Annotated in this window: 22 protein-coding genes; 11 read left to right on the forward strand and 11 right to left on the reverse strand. The window is 71.7% G+C overall.

Going from position 1 to position 22,283, the window contains the following annotated elements; all coding sequences use genetic code 11:
• Nucleotides 1-131 precede the first annotated feature (131 nt).
• Both ACFC1R_RS06575 and ACFC1R_RS06580 read left to right on the forward strand, forming a co-directional pair.
• The gene (locus tag ACFC1R_RS06575; RefSeq protein ID WP_375933731.1) at nucleotides 132-722 is read left to right on the forward strand and encodes a hypothetical protein; all 591 of its coding nucleotides are present in this window, start codon (nucleotides 132-134) and stop codon (nucleotides 720-722) included.
• A 155-nt stretch (nucleotides 723-877) separates the two neighbouring features.
• On the forward strand, nucleotides 878-1,405 hold the full coding sequence (locus tag ACFC1R_RS06580) for a hypothetical protein (protein WP_375933734.1): 528 nt from the start codon (nucleotides 878-880) through the stop codon (nucleotides 1,403-1,405).
• Between the two features lie 136 nt (nucleotides 1,406-1,541).
• Here the strand turns inward: ACFC1R_RS06580 and ACFC1R_RS06585 are convergent, their stop codons facing one another.
• The 3 genes from ACFC1R_RS06585 to ACFC1R_RS06595 form a co-directional block, all read right to left on the reverse strand.
• Complete coding sequence (locus ACFC1R_RS06585; RefSeq protein ID WP_375933736.1) at nucleotides 1,542-1,910, reverse strand: DUF6262 family protein; 369 nt, start codon at nucleotides 1,908-1,910, stop codon at nucleotides 1,542-1,544.
• Nucleotides 1,907-2,410: a hypothetical protein gene (locus tag ACFC1R_RS06590; RefSeq protein WP_375933739.1), complete on the reverse strand. Its 504-nt coding sequence runs from the start codon at nucleotides 2,408-2,410 to the stop codon at nucleotides 1,907-1,909. The genes ACFC1R_RS06585 and ACFC1R_RS06590 overlap by 4 nt, the downstream gene beginning before the upstream one ends.
• Before the next feature lie 109 nt (nucleotides 2,411-2,519).
• Complete coding sequence (locus tag ACFC1R_RS06595) at nucleotides 2,520-3,593, reverse strand: hypothetical protein (protein ID WP_375933742.1); 1,074 nt, start codon at nucleotides 3,591-3,593, stop codon at nucleotides 2,520-2,522.
• Nucleotides 3,594-4,749: 1,156 nt separating this feature from the next.
• Here ACFC1R_RS06595 and ACFC1R_RS06600 point away from each other — a divergent pair.
• Nucleotides 4,750-5,454, forward strand: a complete 705-nt coding sequence (locus ACFC1R_RS06600) for a hypothetical protein (protein WP_375933744.1) — start codon at nucleotides 4,750-4,752, stop codon at nucleotides 5,452-5,454.
• A 359-nt stretch (nucleotides 5,455-5,813) separates the two neighbouring features.
• Here the strand turns inward: ACFC1R_RS06600 and ACFC1R_RS06605 are convergent, their stop codons facing one another.
• Both ACFC1R_RS06605 and ACFC1R_RS06610 read right to left on the reverse strand, forming a co-directional pair.
• Nucleotides 5,814-6,449 carry a hypothetical protein gene (locus ACFC1R_RS06605; protein ID WP_375933747.1) on the reverse strand — a complete coding sequence of 212 codons (636 nt, stop codon included), beginning with the start codon at nucleotides 6,447-6,449 and terminating at the stop codon, nucleotides 5,814-5,816.
• A gap of 308 nt (nucleotides 6,450-6,757) precedes the next feature.
• Nucleotides 6,758-7,132: a hypothetical protein gene (locus ACFC1R_RS06610; protein ID WP_375933750.1), complete on the reverse strand. Its 375-nt coding sequence runs from the start codon at nucleotides 7,130-7,132 to the stop codon at nucleotides 6,758-6,760.
• A 227-nt stretch (nucleotides 7,133-7,359) separates the two neighbouring features.
• On the opposite strand from ACFC1R_RS06610, the gene ACFC1R_RS06615 reads away from it, so the two are divergent.
• Nucleotides 7,360-7,914 (forward strand): hypothetical protein, encoded by a 555-nt coding sequence (locus tag ACFC1R_RS06615; RefSeq protein ID WP_375933753.1) that lies wholly within the window; start codon nucleotides 7,360-7,362, stop codon nucleotides 7,912-7,914.
• Between the two features lie 253 nt (nucleotides 7,915-8,167).
• On the opposite strand, the gene ACFC1R_RS06620 is transcribed toward ACFC1R_RS06615, so the two are convergent.
• Complete coding sequence (locus ACFC1R_RS06620; RefSeq protein ID WP_375933756.1) at nucleotides 8,168-9,508, reverse strand: multicopper oxidase family protein; 1,341 nt, start codon at nucleotides 9,506-9,508, stop codon at nucleotides 8,168-8,170.
• A 900-nt stretch (nucleotides 9,509-10,408) separates the two neighbouring features.
• Here ACFC1R_RS06620 and ACFC1R_RS06625 point away from each other — a divergent pair.
• Nucleotides 10,409-11,278, forward strand: coding sequence for a hypothetical protein (locus tag ACFC1R_RS06625; RefSeq protein WP_375933759.1), 870 nt, complete (start codon nucleotides 10,409-10,411; stop codon nucleotides 11,276-11,278).
• Between the two features lie 118 nt (nucleotides 11,279-11,396).
• Here the strand turns inward: ACFC1R_RS06625 and ACFC1R_RS06630 are convergent, their stop codons facing one another.
• Nucleotides 11,397-12,902, reverse strand: a complete 1,506-nt coding sequence (locus ACFC1R_RS06630) for a bifunctional phosphatase PAP2/diacylglycerol kinase family protein (protein ID WP_375933762.1) — start codon at nucleotides 12,900-12,902, stop codon at nucleotides 11,397-11,399.
• A gap of 470 nt (nucleotides 12,903-13,372) precedes the next feature.
• Here ACFC1R_RS06630 and ACFC1R_RS06635 point away from each other — a divergent pair, with 470 nt between their 5' ends.
• A complete protein-coding gene (locus ACFC1R_RS06635) occupies nucleotides 13,373-14,101 on the forward strand; it encodes a rhomboid-like protein (RefSeq protein ID WP_375933765.1) in 729 nt (242 codons plus the stop codon).
• A gap of 507 nt (nucleotides 14,102-14,608) precedes the next feature.
• Here ACFC1R_RS06635 and ACFC1R_RS06640 read toward each other — a convergent pair.
• A complete protein-coding gene (locus ACFC1R_RS06640; RefSeq protein ID WP_375933768.1) occupies nucleotides 14,609-15,079 on the reverse strand; it encodes a DIP1984 family protein in 471 nt (156 codons plus the stop codon).
• A gap of 220 nt (nucleotides 15,080-15,299) precedes the next feature.
• Between ACFC1R_RS06640 and ACFC1R_RS06645 the strand changes: the two genes are divergently transcribed.
• Nucleotides 15,300-15,512, forward strand: a complete 213-nt coding sequence (locus tag ACFC1R_RS06645; RefSeq protein ID WP_375933771.1) for a hypothetical protein — start codon at nucleotides 15,300-15,302, stop codon at nucleotides 15,510-15,512.
• Between the two features lie 124 nt (nucleotides 15,513-15,636).
• On the opposite strand, the gene ACFC1R_RS06650 is transcribed toward ACFC1R_RS06645, so the two are convergent.
• Nucleotides 15,637-16,302 (reverse strand): TetR/AcrR family transcriptional regulator, encoded by a 666-nt coding sequence (locus ACFC1R_RS06650; protein ID WP_375933774.1) that lies wholly within the window; start codon nucleotides 16,300-16,302, stop codon nucleotides 15,637-15,639.
• Between the two features lie 119 nt (nucleotides 16,303-16,421).
• Here ACFC1R_RS06650 and ACFC1R_RS06655 point away from each other — a divergent pair, with 119 nt between their 5' ends.
• Together ACFC1R_RS06655 and ACFC1R_RS06660 are read left to right on the forward strand one after the other, a co-directional pair.
• Complete coding sequence (locus ACFC1R_RS06655; protein WP_375933776.1) at nucleotides 16,422-17,873, forward strand: MFS transporter; 1,452 nt, start codon at nucleotides 16,422-16,424, stop codon at nucleotides 17,871-17,873.
• 92 nt (nucleotides 17,874-17,965) lie between these two features.
• The gene (locus tag ACFC1R_RS06660; protein ID WP_375933779.1) at nucleotides 17,966-18,412 is read left to right on the forward strand and encodes a VOC family protein; all 447 of its coding nucleotides are present in this window, start codon (nucleotides 17,966-17,968) and stop codon (nucleotides 18,410-18,412) included.
• A gap of 245 nt (nucleotides 18,413-18,657) precedes the next feature.
• Here the strand turns inward: ACFC1R_RS06660 and ACFC1R_RS06665 are convergent, their stop codons facing one another.
• Complete coding sequence (locus ACFC1R_RS06665; protein WP_375933782.1) at nucleotides 18,658-19,086, reverse strand: MarR family winged helix-turn-helix transcriptional regulator; 429 nt, start codon at nucleotides 19,084-19,086, stop codon at nucleotides 18,658-18,660.
• Nucleotides 19,087-19,217: 131 nt separating this feature from the next.
• On the opposite strand from ACFC1R_RS06665, the gene ACFC1R_RS06670 reads away from it, so the two are divergent.
• A complete protein-coding gene (locus tag ACFC1R_RS06670) occupies nucleotides 19,218-20,069 on the forward strand; it encodes an SDR family NAD(P)-dependent oxidoreductase (protein ID WP_375933785.1) in 852 nt (283 codons plus the stop codon).
• Nucleotides 20,070-20,411: 342 nt separating this feature from the next.
• Here ACFC1R_RS06670 and ACFC1R_RS06675 read toward each other — a convergent pair whose 3' ends face one another.
• A complete protein-coding gene (locus ACFC1R_RS06675; RefSeq protein WP_375933788.1) occupies nucleotides 20,412-21,530 on the reverse strand; it encodes a PP2C family protein-serine/threonine phosphatase in 1,119 nt (372 codons plus the stop codon).
• Nucleotides 21,531-21,680: 150 nt separating this feature from the next.
• Between ACFC1R_RS06675 and ACFC1R_RS06680 the strand changes: the two genes are divergently transcribed.
• A complete protein-coding gene (locus ACFC1R_RS06680; RefSeq protein WP_375933791.1) occupies nucleotides 21,681-22,247 on the forward strand; it encodes a GNAT family N-acetyltransferase in 567 nt (188 codons plus the stop codon).
• Nucleotides 22,248-22,283 lie beyond the last annotated feature (36 nt).

Below are 22,283 nucleotides of genomic sequence, written 5' to 3' on the forward strand. Positions count from 1 at the left end.
GTGTGGCGCAAGGGATAGCAACTGGCCTCACTCGTCCGTGGTCGTCGGCCGAGCCGGCGAGCCGAACCAGGCGAGGGCAGCCGGTCAGGAATTCGCGTGTCCTATTGGCGAGGCCGTGCGAGCATCGGCGGGTGATCGATAAGGAGCTGCTTGCCGCCGACCTGATCGGGAGGCGACTGCTGAAGGTGACCACGGCCTGGCATCACTACGCTGACGACGAGCCGTCGCTGGTGCACCTGTGGCTTCACCTGGAGGGGCTGGGACCAGTTCTGTTCCACACGCCCTCGACAGGCTTGTCGCTGCGTGCCGACCAGCCGCACGGACCGTACCCGATGGAGGAGCACGGAAGCGTCACCGTGACCGACGATTCGCCGGATGTTCCGGTGACCCGGTTTGTCGGACAGACGATCCGCTCGGTTCGCCAGATCGGCTACAACGACGGCAAGGTCGGCTTCACAGCCGGCCTCACGCTCCAGTTCCCCGGCGGGAGCATCCGTTTGCTCGGTCTCGTGGACGACCTCCTCATCGCCCACGACCAGCAGCTGGGCGCTGTCGAGGCCCACCTGCACGAGGATGTGACCCTCGCGCGGGTGGTGCAGACCTCCGGGGGCCGCCCGTCGCAGTGGGACGCCTGGACGACCACTGGTCAGTACCTGTACCTGCGCTACCGGCATGGCGAAGGGACTGTCGAGCAGCATCCGAGCGAGGATGTCGACACCTGAGACGGCGAGGAGTCGAGGCTCTGGACCAGCTGGGACGTCGGAACCAACGGCGGCTGGATCGAACTCACCGATTTCCTCGCCACGGCCGACTTGAAGCTGGCCCCGGACGCCGAGGTCCACACCACACCGCCGATCGACCCGAAGGCCTGAGAACGATGGTCACGCACCCCAGCCGCGACTACGCGATCACCGCCATGTACTCCGTGCCCGACGACGCCTGGTACCTGGAACTGGACCTCGTCCGGGAGCAACGGGCCGTGGTGACCGCGATCATCCCCGACGAAGACCCAGCGCGCGAGCCGACGGTGTGCTTCGATCCCCAAGGACGGCACCTGGACATCCCGTACGAGGTCATGCGCTGGTTCATGGACCAGGTCGCGGAAGAGATCCGGACGTCCCGCGCCTGGATGCGGCTGAGGCCCGAGCTGGTGGAGGTCATCCACCGCTTGCGCCAGGAGTATCTGGGCGCCATCGATGACGCCGACTTTCCCGACGTCCTCGCGGAGCTGCGCGTCGCTGTCCCCGAGGCCGATCTCCCCGCCGTTCTTGCGGCCGCATTCGGGCTGCATCCCGATGGCATCCCCATGGATGGCATGCAGGCGTTCCAGCTCGTCGCTGCGGGCGCGGTGAGAAGTGATCACTGTCCCACCGCCCCCGCGTCCGAGGTCAGTGGCTCGTGTTGAGCCGACTGATCAGCTGGCGGTTGGCAGCTCGGGCGGCCTGGAGTTCTTCGTTGCGCTCTTCCAGTTGACCGGTGAGATCGACCGCTTGCTGTTCAAGGGCGGTGATGCGGCGCTTGAGCTGGTCGATGTCATCGGGTCAACCGAGTCCGGAGTCTCTCCACGCCTGCTCGCCGAGGAGCTCGGCGAGCTTGCCCCCCAGGGTCCGGATCCTTGCAGTGAGACGGCCTGCGCGTTCTTGGGCGTTGGCCAGGTCGGCTTGGAGTGAGGCGCGGGTGACGAGGGGGCCGGTGCTGTCGGCCCTCGACTCGGAATCGGCGGCGTGGACCTGGGCGAGCAGGTCCTTGTGGCGGTAGAGGAAGGCGCGGTCGACCCCTGCCTGGCGGGCGATACCGGAGACGGTGATGGGTGTGCCGGCTTTGACGGCGGCGGCGACAGCCTTGATGACGCGCTGGCGCCGCCGGGCGGAGTCCGCCCGACGGGCGTCGGCCATGGATGTGGTGGTCACGGGGTCCTGTCTGGTCGGAAGTAGACAAGTGGCTGGCGGACGGCTGGCAGACCAAGGTGGACGACGTTGTTGCGAGCTCGTCGCACCAGGGCGGTGGCCTGCTCGATCTCGGTGCGCTCCTGCTCGGAGAGCTCGTTGACGGAGTCCTTCACCCGGCCGATCAGGCGGCGGACGCGGCGGATCTCCTCGTCGGAGGGCATCGCCTCGGCCTTCGCCCACGCGTCGGCGTCGATCACGGCCGCCAGGCGCTCACGGTTGCGCAGCAGGTCGGCGAGGTATGCCTCCAGGTCGGGAAGGTAGGACACATCGGTGCTGAAGTGGCCGCAGCCCACGCAGCGGAAACGGACCGGGCAGTCGTGGCCGCCCGCGGTGACGTTGGACGGTTCACTGCACAGCCCGTACGGGACGGCGACCTCGCCCACGGCCCGGCGCAGGCGCTCCGTGTCCAGCAGGGCCTTGACGGTGCGCCAGACCCGGTTGCCGTGGCGGTCGAACTGCATCGCGGTGACCCGTTCGACGGCCTCGCGGCGCCGCTGTTCACCGACTAATGGTGACGTCGGGTATTGGAAGTGTCCGAATGCCTGTCGTGCAGAGCTGCTCGGAGCGGGCTCACTCGTAGTCGAAGTAGCGGTCCCACCAGGTCCGTGGCTCGAAGTAGGACCCGAGGTTGTGGACGCCGTCATATGGAGTCCAGAGCAGGTGCTCGGAGACGGCGATGTAGCCGAGTGCTTCGAGTTCGTCGTCGATGCGGTGACGGTCGGCATTCTCGAAGAGGATGTTCTCTTCTTCCTCGTCGTAGTTGCCGGGGTTCCCCAGTGTTACGGCGACGAGGTTGCCGTAGTTGCTGACCGTGATGGTGATGTGCTCGCCGCTGGCCGTCGCGGTGGTGGGGATGATGATGGTCCCGTGGTGGTTCGCGTCCTGGACGCCTCGGTCGACGGTGCAGGTGCAGCGGAACCGCTGATCCAGCCTGGCTGCGAGCTGATCGAATCGAGCTCGGGTCGCGGCGTGGTCGTAGCGCTGAGGGAACTCCATGTGGTCGGGGTCGTCGAGGTCCTTCAGCAGAGCCCAGATGTGCTGGTCATCGAGGGGCATGGTCATCGTCTCCGGGTCGGTGGGGATGGTTGATGCGATGGCTGACCTGGGCGGCGTAGTTGGTCCAGTCTCCTGCTGAGAGCCGTTGCCAGGTGACGGCGACGTCGGTGTGGATGCCGAGGGTGCGGACGAGGATCGCGGCGGGGATCTCGGTGGCGAGCTGGAAGAGAGCGGTGCTGCGGGCCTGGTTGGGACGGATGCCGAGGTCGTTCGGCGCCCGGTGTCGATGACCAGCTCGACGCCGAGCCGGATCTCGCGCTCGTGGCCCTGCTCCAGCCACGGCAGGTGCGCGCACAGGGCCTGCATGACCTCGACCTCCTGAAGTCGGTGCCGAGCCTTCAGCCGGTAGGCCAGCCCGGTCCCCTCGCCCCGCGCCTCCTCCGGCAGGCCTCGCGTGTCGGCAAGCTCGTAGAGCACGCCCAGCACCCACTTCGGTGCCGCGCCGTCGCGGATCGCGTGAGTGAGGAACCCTCGGACGCCGGTCAGGATTCGGTTGACCCGGCGCTCACCTCGCACCGGCTCGGCTCCAGGCCCCATCCGCACCGTGCCGATGCTGCCGTCCGGCTCGATCGGGTGTACTGCAGCCACACCATGAACAAGCCCAGGTCCTGTGCCGCCTCCGGCCACTGCCGCCCCGTCCGCAAGCACCAGGTGAGGTACAGGGCGGCATCACCGGCGTAGCCCTTGGTCGTTACAGTAGCTCCGCCCGGTTCTGCCCGAAACGCAAATGGCGAAGCCAACGGTCAGCCGGACGTACAACCTCCAAACGGTCATCGACAACTGTCCAGTACCGCACCCCGGACGGCATTCGAATCGGAAACGCTCGCACTTCTCACCTCGGGCTCTGTGAACTCAGCAACGACCAGCCACAGAGCAACACCCCCCGAGAACCGGCTCCCGGCTCTCAACGAGGGCACCTCTCCCAACGTCACGCCACAGGTTCGGGCCCCCCGAGAAGCGTGCAGATGCGTTCCGGAGAACGAAGACCGGACGATGTTTCGATCCCCCATCGAGCTCCTGCCCAGCAGGATGTGCGCCGGCGGGGGCTGAAGGGCAACAGAAGTCGTAGCCCTGAGGTTTGAGCAGTTCGACTCCGGTCGCCCGACCGTCGCACCGGCCTGGCGCCGCAGACGCAACGCGACGGGGCGGCTCGACGAGACGCAACGGGGCACGATTCGGCGGGGCCCCGGCGGGCCGCTACATACGGGGTGCCTGTCGCAGTACGTGTGGCCGGTCCAGGCAGGAAGGCGTTCTCCGCGCCGGTCGCACGTCGCGACCGCGGAGTCCCGGCTGCACGCCGCCGCGACGTCGGGTCCGAGGCAGGAACCATACGGTTCCCGCAGGTCAGTGGCTGTCCCGGTGGCCGGTCAGGGTCGGCCGCGAGTGGCCCGTCAGCAGTCCGTCGGTGGGCCGCCGACCGAACGACGGCCGGGGAGCGCCGTGGGTGGCCGAGGTCCCGCAGTGTCGGTTCCCGTCCACCGGACTCGGTCGTCGAGGGTGCTCCAACTGCTGTTCCGACCCTGCTGTCCGACCTCCTGGCGACAGCAACCGGCAGGCGTCGACCGGGCTGCCACGGCTGTTCGATCTCACTCGCTCACTTGCGGCCGGGTTCACAGAATCCCCCAACAGTGGGATCGTGCTGTGTCACCCGGAGGTTTCCGGCAACCACGCCCAACCGGGCCGTGGAGCCACATTCGCTGACCGCTGCACGGCGGCCGACCACAACCCGTGAATTGAGGTACCCATGCCGACCACCTTCAGCGCCGACGAGGGCGTCGAGTCCACCATCGCCCTGCTGGAACGCGAACTCCCGGCTCTCCAGGAGCAACAGCAGCGCCTGGAGGGCGAGTTGAAGACCGTCACCGAGCGCCTGGAGGTGGTGCGCTCCGCCCTCGACAGCCTGCGCGCACTCGTGGCGGCGCCCGCGCTCCGGCCGAGCCCCGCCGCTGCGGAGGCCGTGGCAGAGGCCGAGCAGCGTCACGAGGCCGCCGAAGCCGCCGAGAGCGCGGCCGCCCCGGAGGACACCGAGACCGCCGAGACCACGGAAGCCGTGCAGCCCACGACCAGGGCCAAGGGGCGCCGCACGACCGGCACGGCCAGGACCCGTACGACTGCCAAGAGCAGCACCCGTAAGCCTGCAAAGGTGAGCAGGAAGAAGGCCGCACCCGCCGCAACGCACACCGAGACCCAGAAGCCGACACGCACGAGGAAGGCCGCTGCGCCCAAGGCCACCCCGGCACCGGCGGGCGGCACTCCCAGTCTCACGGACGCGATCGCGAGCCACCTGGCTGCGGCGGACGGGCCGGTCCGGGCCCGCGACGTGGCCCAGGCCCTGGGGCGCGATGGCAGCCAGTCAGCCATCAACGCGGTGCGTACCTCGCTGGAGCGCCTCGCCAAGGCATCGCGCGCCCAGCGGGTCGGCCGTGGCCTGTACGCGGCGGCAGGCTGAACACTTGACAGTCGGCCGGCCGCACACCCCCGGGGTCAGGCCCCGGATCGGAAGGACAGGGTTGCGGCCAGGCCATGGCTCCACGTGTCGACGGCGCGGTTCCTCATCGGCGCCGCACCGTCGACACGGCGGCGGCCCCGGAGGGCGCGTACGCCGGGGCGTGGGCCTCGGACCGGCGGTCACGGCGGTTCCGGATCACGGCGGTTCCGGATCACGGCGGTTCCGGGTCACGGCGGTTCCCCGGTCCGTACGGGTCCGCACGCGGCGGCGGAACGCGCCCGGCCTGGCGGGCCCGACGGCCGCGCCCGGCCGGTCCCAAGGTTCAGGGCCCGAACGGGATCGGCGCGGCGCTACCGCCGTCACATGGCCCCGATGAGGCTGCACAGGAAACGAGCCAGCAGTACGACACAGTCCAGGGCCCCGCTGGCCAGCGCCGTCGACACCCCCAGCAGTACCGGGCCCACGGCCTCGGGCTCGTTCTTGAGGCGGCGGGCGAAGTAGGCGGCCACACCCAGCGGCAGGACCAGCGCAGCGAGCGCCACCACCAGGACGGGCACCGCCACCACGCCGAGATCAGCCGCTTTGAGGAAGTACCAGCCGACCGTCCAGGTGACGACCACCGACAGGACCATGACCACCGCCAACGCCACTGTCGGAGCACGCTCGTAGCAGGCCCGCACCGAAGCCAGGCGGCCCCGGCCCCACAACGCCCGGGCCTCATGGGCAGTATCGGCCCCGGACGGCACCTTCGCCGCCCCCTCGCCCCTGCCGCCGGCGCTCGCGCCGACGCTCGCGTCCGAGCTGTCGCCGGAATTGTCGGGCCCCTCTTCGCGCGTGTGCTCAGGAGCGTCGGACACTGCGGAGGCCCCTGCCGACTCCACTCCGACGGCCGGGCCCTCCACAGGCTCCACCACAGGCGGGCCCACCGCCTCCCGGACGACTGCAGCGCCGCCCTCGCCCGGGTCCATCGATGTCACAGAGAGCTCGTCGCGCATACGTCGTCCTCGGGCGTCGCCGGATCCATGATCGAATCCCACGCTATGCAGCTCGGAGGCACAGGGCATCCGACGGCAGGCACCCGGGTGACCGGTTGCCCGAGAACCAACCCGACCGGTGTATTCACAGCAGCGCGATCGACCGGTGCGCGCCAGCCGACGCCCCGTCCTTGCCGGTCACGGGCCACGCCGACTCCACCGCTGCCCGCTGCCCGCTGCCCGCTGACCACTCAACGCGAACATCTCCTACGACGGGACGGCCGGAGAGTGGGCGAAGACCGGGGCAGGATGCCTAGCGGGGGGCACCGTCACGACAGCGCCCACTCCCCGGGGCCGTTCAGCTGGTAGCCGGCGGCGGTCAGCGCCCGGCAGACCGCACCCAGGGTGTCGGGTCCATCGGACGGATCGGCGAACGCGTCGGCGTCGAAGAGGAGTACGTCGCACTTGGGCCAGCCGTCACCCCCTAGCGGAACGTGTGCGGCCCGCTCGACCACACCCTGCACCTCCGCGTCCGTCAGCCGGTCGCCGGCGCGCAGCTCCCACCCGCGCACCTCCCAGTCACGCAGCTCGTCCTCGGTGCCACCGACCTGCAGGCGCTCGGCCTGCCGAACGAGGTACAGCTCGACAGCGGCCCGGGTGATCGCCAGGTCCCGCCCGGAAACATCGTGTTGAAGGATTGTCACGGGCGGAGGCTACCGGCCCACTACCGGCGGCCGGCCGTGCTGTCGGCACACCGTCACCCGGACGGATGAAACCGGCCCCGACCACCCACGACAGCTCGCGGCCGCCGCGACGGCGGCGTTCCCGTGCCGGACCGGTCGTCACATCAGGGCTCGCGCCGGAGCAGCACGCTACGCGGATATGCTTCGACGGCACGGCAGATGTGGATCGGGAACGGACCGGGGGGACAGTGAGCCGACCACTGTTGTTCCTCGATGTCGACGGCCCTCTCAACCCGTACGCGGCGGAGCCGGAGAAGCAACCCGAGGGCTACACCACCCTTCAGGTACCCCCGGAGAGCGGCACCGCCTCGGGGCCGGGAGGATCGAGCATCCGTCGGAGGCCGTCGAGGCTGTGGCTCAATCCCGAACACGGGAGGGCACTGCTGGCCCTCGGCTACGAACTGTGCTGGGCCACCACCTGGATGAGCGACGCGAACAGGTTGATCGCTCCCGTGCTCGGCCTGCCCGAGCTGCCGTTCGTCGCCTTCGGTGACGCTCTGCTGCGTGAGCGCCCTGACGGGGTCCACTGGAAGTCCGATCCGCTGGTGAGGTATGCCGACGGTCGGCCCTTCGCGTGGGTGGACGACGAACAGGGCGATGCGGACCACGCCCACGTGGCCGCACGCCACAGCACCCCTTTCCTGCTCCATCACGTCAATCCGCGGATCGGCCTGCGCGGCGAGGACTTCGTCGCCCTCGCCGACTTCGCGGCCTCCCTGGGGGCTGCCGCCCACACCGCCTGAACGACACCGTGGAACCGGTCGAGCAGCGGCGAGGTTCGGCGCGCGGACCCGCCGCATCCACCAGCGCGTCCGACACGTCCGGATTTCCGGCCCGTCGGGTCCTCCGCCGCGGCGGTGGAGGACCCGACGTATGGGCGAGTGGAGGGCAGCGGGCCGGTTCGGTGACCGGTACGGGACGGACCCGGCGGGCCCGTGCGGAGTTCGCTGCGGCTCTCCGGTCAGGGGGTCCCGGCCGGGTGCAGCGTTCGGTCGGCTACTTCGTGATGCCCTTGGACGTCCCGTCGGGCTCCTGGGACTCCACGGGCAGGACATCGATCCGGCCCATCTGACCGTGTGAGGAGTGCACCATGTGGTGGCAGTGGTAGACGTACTCACCGGGGTAGTCGTCCCAGGTCATGGCGATCCGGACGGTCTCACCGGGGTGGATGATGACGGTGTCCTTCAGACCGGCCTCGGCGGGGCCGACCGGGTGCCCGTCGCGGTCCAGCACCCGGAACTGCACCAGATGGGTGTGGAACGAGTGCGGCGCGTGGAAGACCCCGGCCGGCTTACGGGTGAGGGTGTTGCGGATCGTCCAGATCTCGCTGGTGCCGAGCGTCGTCTCCACATCGGGCCGGTCCGGGTCGTACTTGCGTCCGTTGATCCGGGTGTCGGGGAAGGTCGACATGTGGAACTCCCGTTCCACCGTGCCCTTCGGGATCGGCGGCAGGGTGGCCAGCACGTCCGGCACCCGGCTCGGGTCCTCGGCTCTTCGGGTGATGTCGAAGCGCAGCACCTCCGGCCGTTCGGTGTCCAGCGCGGCGGTGTTCATCAGCACCACCGAGGAGCCGACCGCGTAGCGGGAGAAGTCGACGACGATCTCGGCCCGCTCCGCGCCTGTCAGGGTCAGCTCGTTCAACGTGACCGGCGTGGCGAGCAGACCGCCGTCGGAGGCGATCTGGGCGAAGTGCGCGCCGTCGGCGAAACGCAGTGACACGTGGCGGTTGGGTGACACGTTGTAGACCCGCAGGCGGTACTTGCGGGCCGCCACGCGGAAGTACGGCCGCTCCTTGCCGTTGACCAGCATGTGCGGGCAGTCGTACGGCCGCACGTACTGGAGGGTGCCGTCGGCCTCGATGCGCGCGTCCCTGATCAGCAGCGGGATGTCGAACTCACCGTTGGGCAGCGGCAGGCTGCTCTCGTGCGGGTCACTGAGCAGGTAGGCGCCGTGCAGACCGCGGTAGACGTTCTCGGCCTCCAGGCCGTGCGCGTGATCGTGGTACCAGAGCGAGGCCGCCACCTGGTTGTTGGGGTAGCGGTACTCGCGGGTCTCGCCGGGCTCGACCAGGTCCATCGGCAGCCCGTCGTAGCGGGAGGGGACGTGACCGCCGTGCAGGTGGACGGCGGTGTGCACGGTCAGGTCGTTGGTCTGCCGGACCACCACCTCCCGGCCCCTGACCGCGCGGATGGTCGGGCCGGGGAAGGTACCGCCGTACGTCTGGACCGTGGTCCGCAGCCCCTTGACGATCTCCGCCTGGGTGTCGGCCATCCGCAGCCGGTAGAACTCCGAGGTCCGCGTCACCGACACCGGGCGCAGGATCGCGGGAATCGGCATGGCGTGGGCGAACAGGGCGGAGCGGGCGGCGGATCCGTCACCCGCCCACGCGACCGGTCCCGCCGGTGGCGGCTCTGGCGGTGCCGCGCCCGGCGCCGACCGCTCGGGGTGATCCCGGAACACGTCCAGGGAGTAACCCCATGGAATCAGAGCAGCTGTGCCACCGAGAGTGGCGGCCGTCAGGATCTGGCGTCGGTTCAGCATTCCGCGTTCTCTCTCTCCGTCCGGGTTCGGCGGGCGTCACACCGTCGGCCGGGTGACCTGTCGTGCCATCCGACCGCGGTGCGACCCGTACTGCCGCCGGAGGCCATGACCATGAAGAGGCCACGACCACGAAGGCGTCCCACTCCGAAATCCACTGGCCCCGGACCGTGATGTGGCTGGCGCGCTCCGTTACCACCTGCTGACTCAGTATCAGCGCCCGACGCGCCGTGTGCACCACGACGGCGGCCGCAGAACACTCCTTCCGGGCTCCCCGGCAACCGGTCGTCAACGCACCATCCCGCCGGTCACGGGGCCGCGATGCACTGGTGGCAACGGCTGTGACGTTCGTTCCCCTCTCCCCTGCACGGGTCTGCACGGGGTCGCCCGCGGGCCTCGCCCGGGCCCCGCTCGACCACGGGCCTCCTCCGGGCGGCGCCGCGGTGACGGTCCGGACCGGGCGCCCGGCAGGCGTGCGGGGACGCACGGGGACGCACGGGGACGCACGGGGGGCAACGACGACGAGGAGTGGGCCACTGCGGTGGGAGACGACTCCCCTCTGTCCTACCTGACGGCCTGACCGGTTTCGGTGGCTGCGGCAGCCGGCCGGTCCGCGGCTGACGGCCCGTCGCCGCCGGGAGTCACCGAGCGGCTTCGGCTCCGGGGGGTCACCACGGTTCGATCCGATAGGTTCGCCCGGTGCTTCCCACAGACGAGACGGCCGCAGCCCCCTTCCGCATCCCGGCGGAGTTCGTCCGGTACGCCGCAGCGCTCCGAGCGCCGGAGCTGTGCCAGGGCCACCTCGCCGGTTGGCTGAGCGCCGAGGACGCCGTCGAGCTGGCGTTCCTGCGCCGCTGCGACCTCGCGGAACCGACCGGGCCCTTCACCCGGATCAGGGACGTCCCGGTGACCGCGCCGGAGCAGCTCGGCGAGCTGTGCCGAAAGCTCGGCCGCGACGATCCCGACGCCCGGCGGATCTGGTCCTACCTCGCGGTCGCCTGGTCGTACTCGCGTCCGCCGGCCGAGCGGACCCGCCTCCTCGACGAGCTGGCGGCAGCCGGGGACGGGGCTTCGGCGGACGTCGCCCGCGATCCGGAGGGCTTCGGCCGGGACCGGCTCGCCGACGGGCGGCGCGAGTTCCTTCTCGACCGGGCGGCGTCCGGGCAGGGCATGAACTGGCACAACAGCTCGGCGCTGCTCGGCACGGACCGGCCCGAGGAGGTGGACGCCGCCTTCGAACGCGGCGAGGACATGGTCGGTGTCGCCGTGATCGGGCTGGCCCTGACCCACCCCCAGCCGGCGGCGGTCCTCCCCCGGATCGCCCGCGCCCTCGAGGCCTCCGACAACGGACTGCGCCACCAGGGCGTCGTCGCCCTCGCCCACGTCGCCCGGCTGCACCGGGTCACCGACCGGCGCTGCCTGGAGCTGCTGCGCTCGTACTCGCGCGGCAACGAGGCGGATGACGACCTGTGGGCCTACCTGCCGCGTCACCGGCTGCCGCTGTGGCTCTGGCGTCACCAGACGGCCGAGTTCCTCGCCTGGCAGCTGCGCGGCAGATGGCGTCGCTGAGCACGGCGCTTCCCGGGCACACAGCGTGTCCAGGGTGCAGAGCGTCTGCCGGGCACAGAGCGTCTGCCGGGCCGGGGCTCCGGGTGTGCGCGCCCGGCCGACCGCGACGCGACTGCGGTCACGGGTGGTAGACCCGCAGCGCTCCGGGCGCCGTGGCGAGGCGGAGCCGGTCGGGTGCGCCCACCGCCTCGCCGTCCACGCTCAGGTGGCTCACCCCGTCCAGTGCTCCGAGCCGCAGCCCGCGCAGCCGGGCGGTGCGGTAGACGGGGGTCCGGTCCAGCGTGTCGGTCAGGAACGCCAGGGCCAGCCTCAGCCTGGCGTACCGGTGGCCGGCGTCAACCATGCGCAGGTCGAGTACTCCGTGATCGAGGCGCTCGCGGCTGCTCGGCGCCATGCCCCGGCGGTGGTAGCGGCCGTTGCCCGCGAAGAGCAGCCAGACCCGGCGCGGGCGACCCGCGATCTCCAGCGAGGTGGGCTCGGCGGTGGGCAGCAGCCTGGCGACCGCCACCGCGAGCGCCGGCCACTTGCCGACGCGGTGCTCCCACCGTTCGCGCAGGCGCACCAGCTCGGGGTAGATGCCGATGCTGAAGGTGTTGACGAAGACGCGTCGGGCGCCGCCGTCCTCGTCGGTCAGCACGCCGAGGTCGACGGCCGTACCGGTGCCCGCCTCCACGGCCGCCGCAGTGGCGGCGAAGTCCGTGAGCCCGGCGTCGGCGGCGAAGTGGTTGAGCGTTCCACCGGGGAACACCGCGAGCGGCAGGCCGTGTTCGGTGGCGGCGGCCGCCGCCAGGTTCACCGTGCCGTCCCCGCCGCACACCCCGAGCGCGCCGCCTTCGGCTCGGGCCCGCTGGGCCGCCTGGGTGATCAGGTCCGCGAGTGCGTCGCCGCCGTCCGCCCGTCGGACGTCCGCCTGCGGCAGCAGGTCACGGATCAGGGCGTGGTCCGGGTTACCCGCACCCGAGTCCGCCTGCGGCTCGGGCAGCGCGGAGCCGCCGGAGCGCTCGTTCACCACCACGTGCAGGCCCTGCCCACCCGGCAGCGCGGGCAACCGCACCGCCGGTCCGGGTGACGGGGCGCTCGGTGCGACCGGCCGGGTGGGCTGGTGCGGCCGCCACCGGCCGAGCAGGGCCGCCGTGGTGGCGCCGAGGGCCGCGCCGGCCAGGACGTCCCCCGGGTAGTGCGCGCCCACGTAGACGCGGGACAGCATGACTGCCGCCGCCACCGGTGCCACGGCCGCCCCCAGCAGCGGGTACTCGATGCCCAGTCCGACCGCGAAGGCCGCAGCGGAGGCCGAGTGCCCCGAGGGGAAGGACGTGGTGAACGGCGTGCGTCGCAGATGCCGGCCGACGGGCACCAGGGCCAGTTGGGGGCGCGGCCTGCGGGTGACACGCTTGGCCACCATGTTGGCCAGCGTCGAGGCCACCAGCACCGAACCCAGTGCGCGCCCGGCCGCCCGACGTGCGCGCGGAGTCCCTCCGACGGCAAGGCCGGCCGCCGTGGCCGCCCACAGCACACCGTGGTCCGCTGCGGTGGTCAGTGCCGGGAGCACCCGTTCGGCCCCGGGCAGCCGGGCCCGGGCGACGCGGAGGAACAGCTTCTGGTCCAGCGCGGCGATTCTTCTCATCGCCCGCAGCTACCCGGCATTCGCGTTCCGATCCCTCGGACAACGAAGTGCCTTCACCTCGGCCCGGCGACGCCGACGCCGACGCAGGACACGACGGACGCGGGTCACCCGAGAGGCAACCGCAGCAGATCGAACGGGGCGCGGGCGAACGGGCCATCTGACGGCCGCGCCGAGCCGCACCGAACCACGCTGAGCCGCGCTGAGCCGCGCTGAGCCGCGCCAAAAGCGTGCGTCCGCGCCGAGTTCGCAAGCAGCGGCTCGCGCCACCTCGCGGCGGTCTCCACGGCGCGGCGGGCAGCAGCAGGGCCCGGGGCCGTCGGTGCGGCCGCAGCACGGTGCTCCGGCTCCGCTCTCCGGGGCGGCTCGGCCGCCCCGGAGCCCGCAGCCGGTGCCGTGCGCCCGGCTAGGCTTCCCACACCCACGGTGGGTGATCACCCGGCCCGGCCGGGAGCAAGCAGACGAGCGAGGCGATGACAGAGCACAGCCCGGTTCGAACGACCGTGAACCGCAGCCCCGACCGGCCCACGTCCAAGGCCCGCCGAGTAGCCGCGCTCCCGGCCCGGCTCCCCTTCACGACCGTGTACGTCCTGCTGCTGGCGGTGGTGGCGTGCTGGCTGTCCACCGAGAGCCACGCGGAACGCGCCCGGTTCATCCGCCACAACAGCAGCAACGTCCACCACATGGAGGTCGGCAAGTGGTGGACGCTGTTCAGCAGCGGTCTCGTGGTCGACGGAGTACCGCCCTGGCTCGGCATCCTGGCCGTGGCCGCCGTGGTCGGCCTGGCCGAGTGGCGCTGGGGAGCCGTCAGGACCGCAGCCGTCTTCGTCATCGGACACCTCGGCGCAACGCTGCTCACCGAGGGCGCGATGTGGGTGATGATCACCACCGGCATCCCCGGCGCCCTCTCCCGCGCCCGCGACGTCGGCATCAGCTACGGCCTGGTCGCGACCGCCGGCTGCCTGCTGGCGACCGGTCCCGCCAAGCTGCGCCGGTACGGCCTGCCGCTGCTGGCCGCCGCCCTGGCCCTCGCCTGGGCCCTCGACCAGCAACTCGCCGACGCCGGGCACCTCGTGGCACTCGGCCTCGGCGTACTCACCGCGAGAACTCCCTGGATGCGCGGATTCCGGCGCGGACACGGGCAACCGACCGGCCCCGCCCTCGGCCAAGGGGTCAACTGCTCGGGCGAACCGTCCGAGTGAACCGTGCGGACCTCGCGAGAAGGCGCGCACCGGAGAACGTGGCGGCCGGCCGGACACCGGTGGGCGGCGGCGCGGATTCGTCAGCGGCCCCGCCCCGCACGCCCTCGGACGAGCTGTGAACCACTCGTTCCGACGACGGGCCCGTGCCTGTTGATCACTCCCCGCGCCTTCGGTGACGGGGCCGGTGTCGGCCACGACGTCCCGCAGCTCCACGCCGCCGGTGTGCCGGGCGCACCCGTCGGCCCGCGCAGCCGCAGCACGGCGGCCGCGCGGGCCAGGCCGGCGATGTGGATGCCCCGAACCCGCCCTCGCCGTCACGGATCTGCACATGGTGATGTGGTGTGCGCTGTGCACGGTCACCTGTGCGCGGTGTTGAGCTTCACTGTTTCCGGGGGATCGAACCCCTGCGTTGCTCTCCACGCGCCAGGAAGGGCCGGTTGAACCGCCGACCCGCGGCTTGTGCACGCCTCCGTGGACGACTACCTGCTCCACATCGCCCGGTCCTGCTCAGTCCAGCAGGTCGACCTCCCAGTTCGCCTGCTGGATCCGGATGTCGACCTCGCGGATCTCACGGGCCAGGACGTCGGCCTGGGACCGGAGTTCCGCAACCGGAAGGGCCGAGAGCATCTTCAGTTCGGACCGCAGCTGTCGGACGACCCCGTGCTGGTCACGGCCGGCTGCCGCGTCCGCCGCCGAGCTGATCACCGCGTGCCGCAACCGCAGCACGTCCCGGCGGGCCAGCGCATCGGTGAGCGTGCCCCCGGTGCTGAGCTCGGCAACGGTGTTGGTCCGGTTGATCCGGCGGATCAACGACTCGAGCTCGTCGAGCACTTCACCGGTCTCGGCCAGCAACTGTGCCGCGTCCTCCGCCGGTTCCTCGCCCTCCTGGTACCGGGCACTGCCGACAGCACGCGCACGCAACTGCTCCACCCGGCGGGTCGCGTCCGCACGCAGTGCCAGCGCCTCGGCAAGCTTCAAGGTTCCACCCCTCATGACCGTTTGTTCGACGTCAGCATGCCTTACCGATCACCCAGGGCCCAACCCGGGACCCTCGCGCCCGCCGGCACGGCCGATGTGGCCCCGCCTCCGAGACCGCACCGGCCCCTCACGCCCTCACGCCCTCGGGGCGGGCCGGCGACGAGCAGCAGCCCGCGCCGCAGGGCTCCCCCGGCCTGCTATCAGGTGATAGCTTGAGCGGGTGGCGAAGACCCAGGTGAACCTACGGATGGACGAGACGGTCGCCGAGATGGCCAAGCAGGGCGCCGAGACCCGGCGGATACCCGTCAACGACTACGTCGCCCAGCTGATCCGGGACGACAACGAGAAGGTCCGCGCCGCTTTCCTGAACGGCGCACAGCACATCCTGGACGAGTACGGGGACCTGCTCGACGGGATCGAACGCGCGACCTGACTCCGCCCGCCGTCCCGACCCGACCGCCGACCTCGCCGACCTCGCCGACCTCGCCGACCTCGCCACGCGAGTCAATCAGCGCTGGCCAAGGGGCATTTGACGACCCATCACTCCGGAGCCGGATTCAGCGGCGGTCGAGGACGGTGTCGCCCGGGTAGGCGCGGGCGAGGCGGGCGAAGCCCCGGTCGAGCGCTTCGTCCACCGACTGCCTGATCCGTTCGGCCGGTTCGTCCGAGGCGAGGCCGGCGTGCAGGGACTCGAACGCGGTACCGGCCACGGCGGCGACGAAACCGGCGAACAGGGCGAGCTCGGCGGTGTCGGCACCGCCGGGGGCGCGGTCGTACAGTGCGGCGATCAGCAGGTCCTGGCGCTCGCGCACCAGCGAAAGGTAGCTGCGGCGCAGTGCGGGGCTCGCCAGCAGGATGCGGGCGAAGGTGCGGGCCGGCCCGATCCACTCGTCGGCGAGTGCGAGCCGGACGGACGATCCGTAGAACTCCCGCAGTCCGGAGACGAGTTCGGCGCCGTTGGCGGCATCGGCGACCGCCTCGGGAAGGTGTTCGTCGAACTCCGCACGACGGTTGAAGAAGATCTCCTCCTTCGACCCGAAGTGCGTGAACACGGTAGCCGGGGCGACGTCGGCCGCAGCCGCGATCTCGGTGAGCCTGACGGCGTCGAAGCCGCGCTCGGCGAAGAGGGCGAAGGCCGCGTCCGTGATCGAACGGCGGGTGCGCTCCCGCTTGCGGACGCGGAGGCCCGGTGCGGGCGGGGCCAGGGAGTCGGCGGTCGGCATGGGAAAAGTTTAACCCTCCCATCCCGGAAATTAGATCTACTATATTTTTGTAGCTGCTCTTGATTCGGCCCGTCGGCAGCCCCGCTCCGGCCATCCGCCACGCCCGCACGAGAGGTTCCATGACCGCCACCGCGCCCGCGCCCCTCCCCGACACCACCGCGGACTCGCACCGTCCGTCCGGCCTCTCCACCACCGCGATCCTGGTGATCGCCTGCGCGGCCCAGTTCATGGTCGTCCTCGACGTGTCGATCGTGAACGTCGCACTGCCGGACATGCGGGCCTCCCTGCACCTCAGCTCGGCCGGGCAGCAGTGGATCGTCAACGCCTACACCCTCGGCTTCGCCGGCCTGCTGCTCCTGGGCGGCCGCGCCGCCGACCTGGTCGGCGCCAAGCGCGTCTTCCTGACCGGCCTCGGCGTCTTCACGCTCGCCTCGCTCGCCGGGGGACTCGCCGGCGGCGGTGCCCTGCTGATCGGCGCCCGTGCGGTGCAGGGCGTCGGCGGGGCGGTCCTCGCCCCCGCCACCCTCACCCTGATCATGACGACCTTCACCGAGCCCCGCGCCCGGACCCGCGCGATGGGCGCCTGGAGCGCGGTCATGGCAGCCGGCGGCGCGGCCGGCGCGGTGCTCGGCGGCGTACTCACCCAGTACGCCGGGTGGCGCTGGGTCTTCTTCGTCAACGTGCCGCTCGGCCTGGCCCTCGCCGCCGCCGCGCTGGTGTACGTACCCGCCGCGAGCGGCGCCAAGGGCGGCCTGCGCCGCCTCGACCTGCCGGGCGCGCTTTCCGTCACCGCGGGCCTCACGGCCCTGGTCTACGGGATCGTCTCCACCGAGACCCACGCCTGGAACTCGCCCACCGTGTGGGTCCCGAGCGCTGTCGGCGTCCTGCTGCTCGCCGCCTTCGTGGCCATCGAGTCGAAGGTGGCCGCCCCGCTGGTCCCGCTCGCGATCCTGCGCCGCCGCACCCTCGCCACCGCCAACCTGGTCGTCTTCTCCCTGGGCGCCGCCATGTTCGCGATGTGGTTCCTGCTCTCCCTCTACATGCAGCAGATCCTCGGGTACAGCGCACTGGAGGCGGGCCTGTGCTTCCTGCCCGGCTGCCTCGCGATCATCCTCGGCGCGCAGATCGCCACCCGCCTCGTCCACCGGACCGGGCCGCGTCCCCTCCTGGTCTGCGGCATGGCCCTGAGCACGGCCGGCTTCGGCTGGCTGTCGCAGCTCAGCGCCGACGGGTCCTTCGGCACCGACGTGGCGGCGCCGTTCGTGCTGTGCACGCTCGGCATGGGTCTGGCGATGATGCCCGTGACGGTCGCCGCCACCGCCGGAACCGACCGGGCCGAGGCCGGACTCGCCTCCGGACTGGTCAACACCTCACGCCAGGTCGGCGGCGCACTCGGCCTGGCGCTCCTCGCCACCGTCGCCTCCCACACCACGGCCACCCGCACCGGGCCCGCGGCGGAGGCGGTCACCGCCGGCTACGGCCGGGCCCTGCTGTACGCCGCCGCCTTCACCGCCTGCGCCGCGGTCGGCTCGTTCCTCCTGCCCCGCCGCACCCCCAGGACCGCCCCCTGACCCAGCACAGGACCCGGTCACCGTCCGCCTCCGGTCCACCGGCCCAGGCCGGACCGACCGGGACACCTGCTCACGAATCAGGAGCAACCGTCATGGCCAACGAGCTCAACCACATCATCGTCCACTGCAAGGACCGGCGGCAGAGCGCCGCCTTCCTCGCCGACCTGATGGCCGCGCCCGCCCCCGTGGACTGGGCCCGCTTCACCCAGGTGAACACCTCCAACCGGGTCGGCATCGACTTCGCCGACGACCTGGTCACCCCGGACGCCATCAACCGCAGCCACCTCGCCTTCCTGGTCACCGACGCGGAGTTCGACGCCATCAGGACCCGCATCGACGACGGCGGCATCCGCTTCTGGGCCGACCCGGCGATGAGCCTCGAGGCCGAGATCAACCACCACTACGGCGGCCGGGGCCTCTACCTCCTCGACCCGGGCGGCACCGTCTCCATCGAGTTCATCACCACCCCGTACGGGGACGAGCCCGAGCCCCGCAACACCATCGCCTCCCAGGCCGCCGGGCCGGACAACCGCCCGTAAGCCCGGTCGGCTGCTGCGGGCCGCCTCCCGCGACTCGCAGCAGCAGCACCGACCGCCGGCCCGGACCTCACTCCCCGAAGTTGCCGACGCCCCGGGCGCACGGCGGCCACACAGCCCCGGCGATCCCCCGCCCCGGCGCACCGGTTGCAGGCACGAGAACAGCCCTGGACAAGGGCTTCAACACGAGGTTTCGACCGCTCAAGATCATCCGGATGCGGGTTCCGCATCCATCTCGGCCAGCTCCCTCAGGACTGCGGCTCCTCCGCCAGCAGGGCCAGCAGCTCGCAGAGGGTCGCCCGCTGGGTCGCGTCGAGGGCGGCGAGCGGATCCGCCGCGAAGGGCATCGCGGCGCGCAGCTCGGCGATCGCCCGCCGACCGGCCTCGGTGGCCGCGACCAGCTTGATCCGCCGGTCCGTGGGCGCCGGACGGCGCTCCACCAGGCCGCGCTCCTCCAGCCGGTCGACCACCGCCGTGACGTTCGAGGGCTCGGTGTGCAGCCGGTCGGCGACGGTGCGCATCGGCACCGGTTCGACCGTCGCCATGAGCGCCTTGGCCTGCAGCGCGGTCAGTTCGTAGGTGGCCGCGGCGGCCTCGGACTCGCGGGCGTAGCGGCGGTTGATCGCCACGAACAGGCTGAGCACCCGGGCCGAGGTCTCGTCTGCAGAGGAAGGCATGCCTCCACTCTAGCCAGATGCTTGACATTGGCAAATATCTCTGGGCATAGTTATCGAGCCAGGTAGTTATGATTCATAATTACCAGGCTGGATAACTACCCTTGCTTCCCCCGCTCCCGAAGGGCCTCACCATGGCTTCCACCGTGTCCTCCAAGGTCGTCCTGATCACCGGAACCTCGTCCGGAATCGGCCTCGCCGCCGCGATCGCCGCCGCCCGGTCCGGCTTCACCACCGTCGCCACCCTGCGCGACCCGCTGCGGGCCGACGCGCTGCGCAAGGCGGCCGAGGAGGCCGGCGTGGAGATCGACGTCCGCCGCCTGGACGTGACCGACGCGGCGTCGGTGGCCGAGTGCGTCGCCGGCGTCGTCGCCGACCACGGCCGGCTCGACGCGGTGGTCAACAACGCCGGTGCCGGGCACGTCGGGACGCTGGAGAACGAGAGCGTGGACGAGGTCCGCCAGGTGATGGAGGTGAACTTCTTCGGTGTCGTCCAGGTGGCCAAGGCCGCCCTGCCGCACCTGCGGGCCACCGGTGGGCGCCTGGTGACCGTCACCAGCGTCGGCGGCGTCATCGGGCAGCCGTTCAACGAGGCGTACTGCGCGGCCAAGTTCGCCGTCGAGGGCTTCATGGAGAGCCTGGCCCCGGTGGCGGCCTCCGTCGGAGTCAGCGTCAGCGTGGTGGAACCGGGCCCGGTCGCCAGCGAGTTCGTCGCCAACGTCGGCGTCGACCTCGACCGGTCGGTCGAGGAGGCCGGCCCGTACGCCCCGGCCCTGCAGGCCTACGTGGCCCGGACCCGTGCGGCGTTCGCCAGCGCGGCCCAGACCCCGGCGGAAGCCGCCGAGACCGTACTCCAGGCGCTGACCGCCGACCGGCCCGCCTTCCGCCTCCAGACCTCGGACGCGGCCCGGGCGTTCAACGGGGTCAAGCTCGCCGACCTGGACGGCTCGGCCGTGCAGGCCCTCACCACCTCCTGGCTCGCCTGACCCCTCGGGAACCACCCGGCCGCGCTCGCCGGCCACCCGGCCGTCGGTGAACCGCCGGGGCTGCGTCGGGCGGCGGGTGACCACTCGCCCACCGCCCGCACCCTGCCCGGCGGGGGTGGTCCGGCCGGTCGGGGCAGCAACCCGCAGCGCCGTGCCGCCGGCCCTGTCAGGTCGGCAGGACACCGTCGGAACTCGACGGCAGGGGCGCGGTACCGGGCAGCCGGGGGGACACCGCCCGGGACCGCGCTCGCCCTGCCGGAGCCTCTTCTGACCAGCGGACGGCGGATCAAACCGGCGAACGGGCAACCGGGCGGAACAGGCACGCCGTGTCCGGGGACGGGGTCAGTCCGCCAGGCGGCGCAGTGCGACCACGGCTGCGTCGTCACCCAGGTGGCCGTCGACATGGGCCAGCAGGTCGTCCCGCAGATGCAGCAGCAGTTCCCGGGGGCTCTCCCCGCCCCATGCGGCCGCCCTCACGCCGAGCGGGTAGAAGGCGCCGTCGGCGTTGCGGGCTTCGATCACACCGTCCGTGAAGAGCAGGAGCACGTCGCCGGCCTCGAACGGGAGCGTCTCGACGGCGTAGTCGATGCCGCCGACGAGTCCGCCCAGCCCGATCGGCAGATGGCTTGCTCCGGTCGGGAGCGCGGTGACGCCGCCGTCCCGGAGCAGCAGCGGTGACGGGTGGCCGCAGTCGATGAGGTGGACGACCTCCTGGTGGTCGGGGATGTCCAGCAGGATGGCGGTCGCGAAGGACTCGTCGGTGTCCGGGTCCGCATCGGTGTGCCACTGGCTGCTGTCCCAGCGGACGGCACCGTCCAGGTGGATGGCGAGCCTGGCCAGGGTCGCCTGCCGATGGGCCGCCGCCCGGAAGGCGCCGAGCAGCAGGGCGGCATGGCTGATCGCGCCCAGGCCCTTGCCGCGCACGTCTCCGATGAGCAGCCGGGTGCTGTGGAGGGTGCGTGCGGCCGCGTACAGGTCGCCGCCCATCTCGGCCTCCTCCTCGGCCGGGAGGTAGAGGCAGGCGATCTCCAGTGGACCGCTTCGGCGGGGCAGCGGCCGCAGCAGGACCTGCTGAGCAGCCTCGGCCACCGACCTCACCTGGTGCAGCTCCCGCTCACTCCGGTCGCGCACCAGGCAGAAGAGGACCAGCAGGGCGGAGACCACGACCAGCGCGGCGACCTGGGCCTGGATGTTGCCGGTGGCGAGCACACCTCTCGCCGCGCCGATCACCACCTGGGCCGCGACCGCGAGCGCACCGATCAACGCGGTCAGCCGGGCGCCGGCGAGCGCCACCGTGATCGCGGGCGCCACGACCAGCAGGGGCCCCAGGTGGACGTGCGGCGGGGCCAGGATGTCGACGACGCAGATCATGACGATCAGTGCGAGCGGGATCACCACCAACGCGGGTACGTGGCCCGGCCGCCAGGGACGACGGATGCCCAGCTGCGATCGGAGAGACATGCCTCAAGCCTGCACCCGCAGCACCGCGGAACCCGCGCGCCGCCCCGCGCCACACCGCGGCCACCCGTCCCCCTCCGCCGTCCCCGGGTGCCCGTGGGTGTCCTCGGAAAGTCCGGGCGCCCGCCGTCCGGGATCTGGCAGGATCGGCCCGTGTTCCAATCCCCGGTGACGCTGCGCAGGCTCGCACTCGACGACTGGCAGGCGGTGCACTCCTGGGCCGGCCTGGAGCAGGCCTGTCGCTTCCAGCCCTGGGGGCCGAACACCGAGGAGCAGACCCGCGCGTTCGTACGGACCGCCGTCGAGGCCTGGTCGCACGCCCCGCAGCAGAGATTCGCCTACGTCGCCCGCTTCGAGGGGGACCTCGTCGGCATGGGTGAGCTGCACGTCCGCAGCCGTCGCCACCGCCAGGGAGAGATCACCTACATCGTGCACCCACGGGTCTGGGGGCGTGGTGTGGGCACGGCGATCGGGCGGGAGCTCCTCTCGCGCGGGTTCGGGGACCTGGGGCTCCACCGGATCTTCGCGACCTGCGACCCGCGCAACATCGGGTCGGCTCGGGTGCTGGGCAGGCTCGGCATGACCCACGAGGGGCGGCTGCGGCACACCGCGCTGCTCCGGGACGGCTGGCGGGACTCCGAGGTGTTCGGCATCCTCGACGGCGACTGGCAGCCCGGCACCGCGGCCGGTGGTCACGATCACGGTCCGGCCCCGGCCTAGGACCCCGGGGGCCGGAAGGCCCTCGCAGACGGGTCG

The sequence above is a fragment of the Kitasatospora sp. NPDC056138 genome (assembly GCF_042264695.1).
Taxonomy (GTDB): domain Bacteria; phylum Actinomycetota; class Actinomycetes; order Streptomycetales; family Streptomycetaceae; genus Kitasatospora.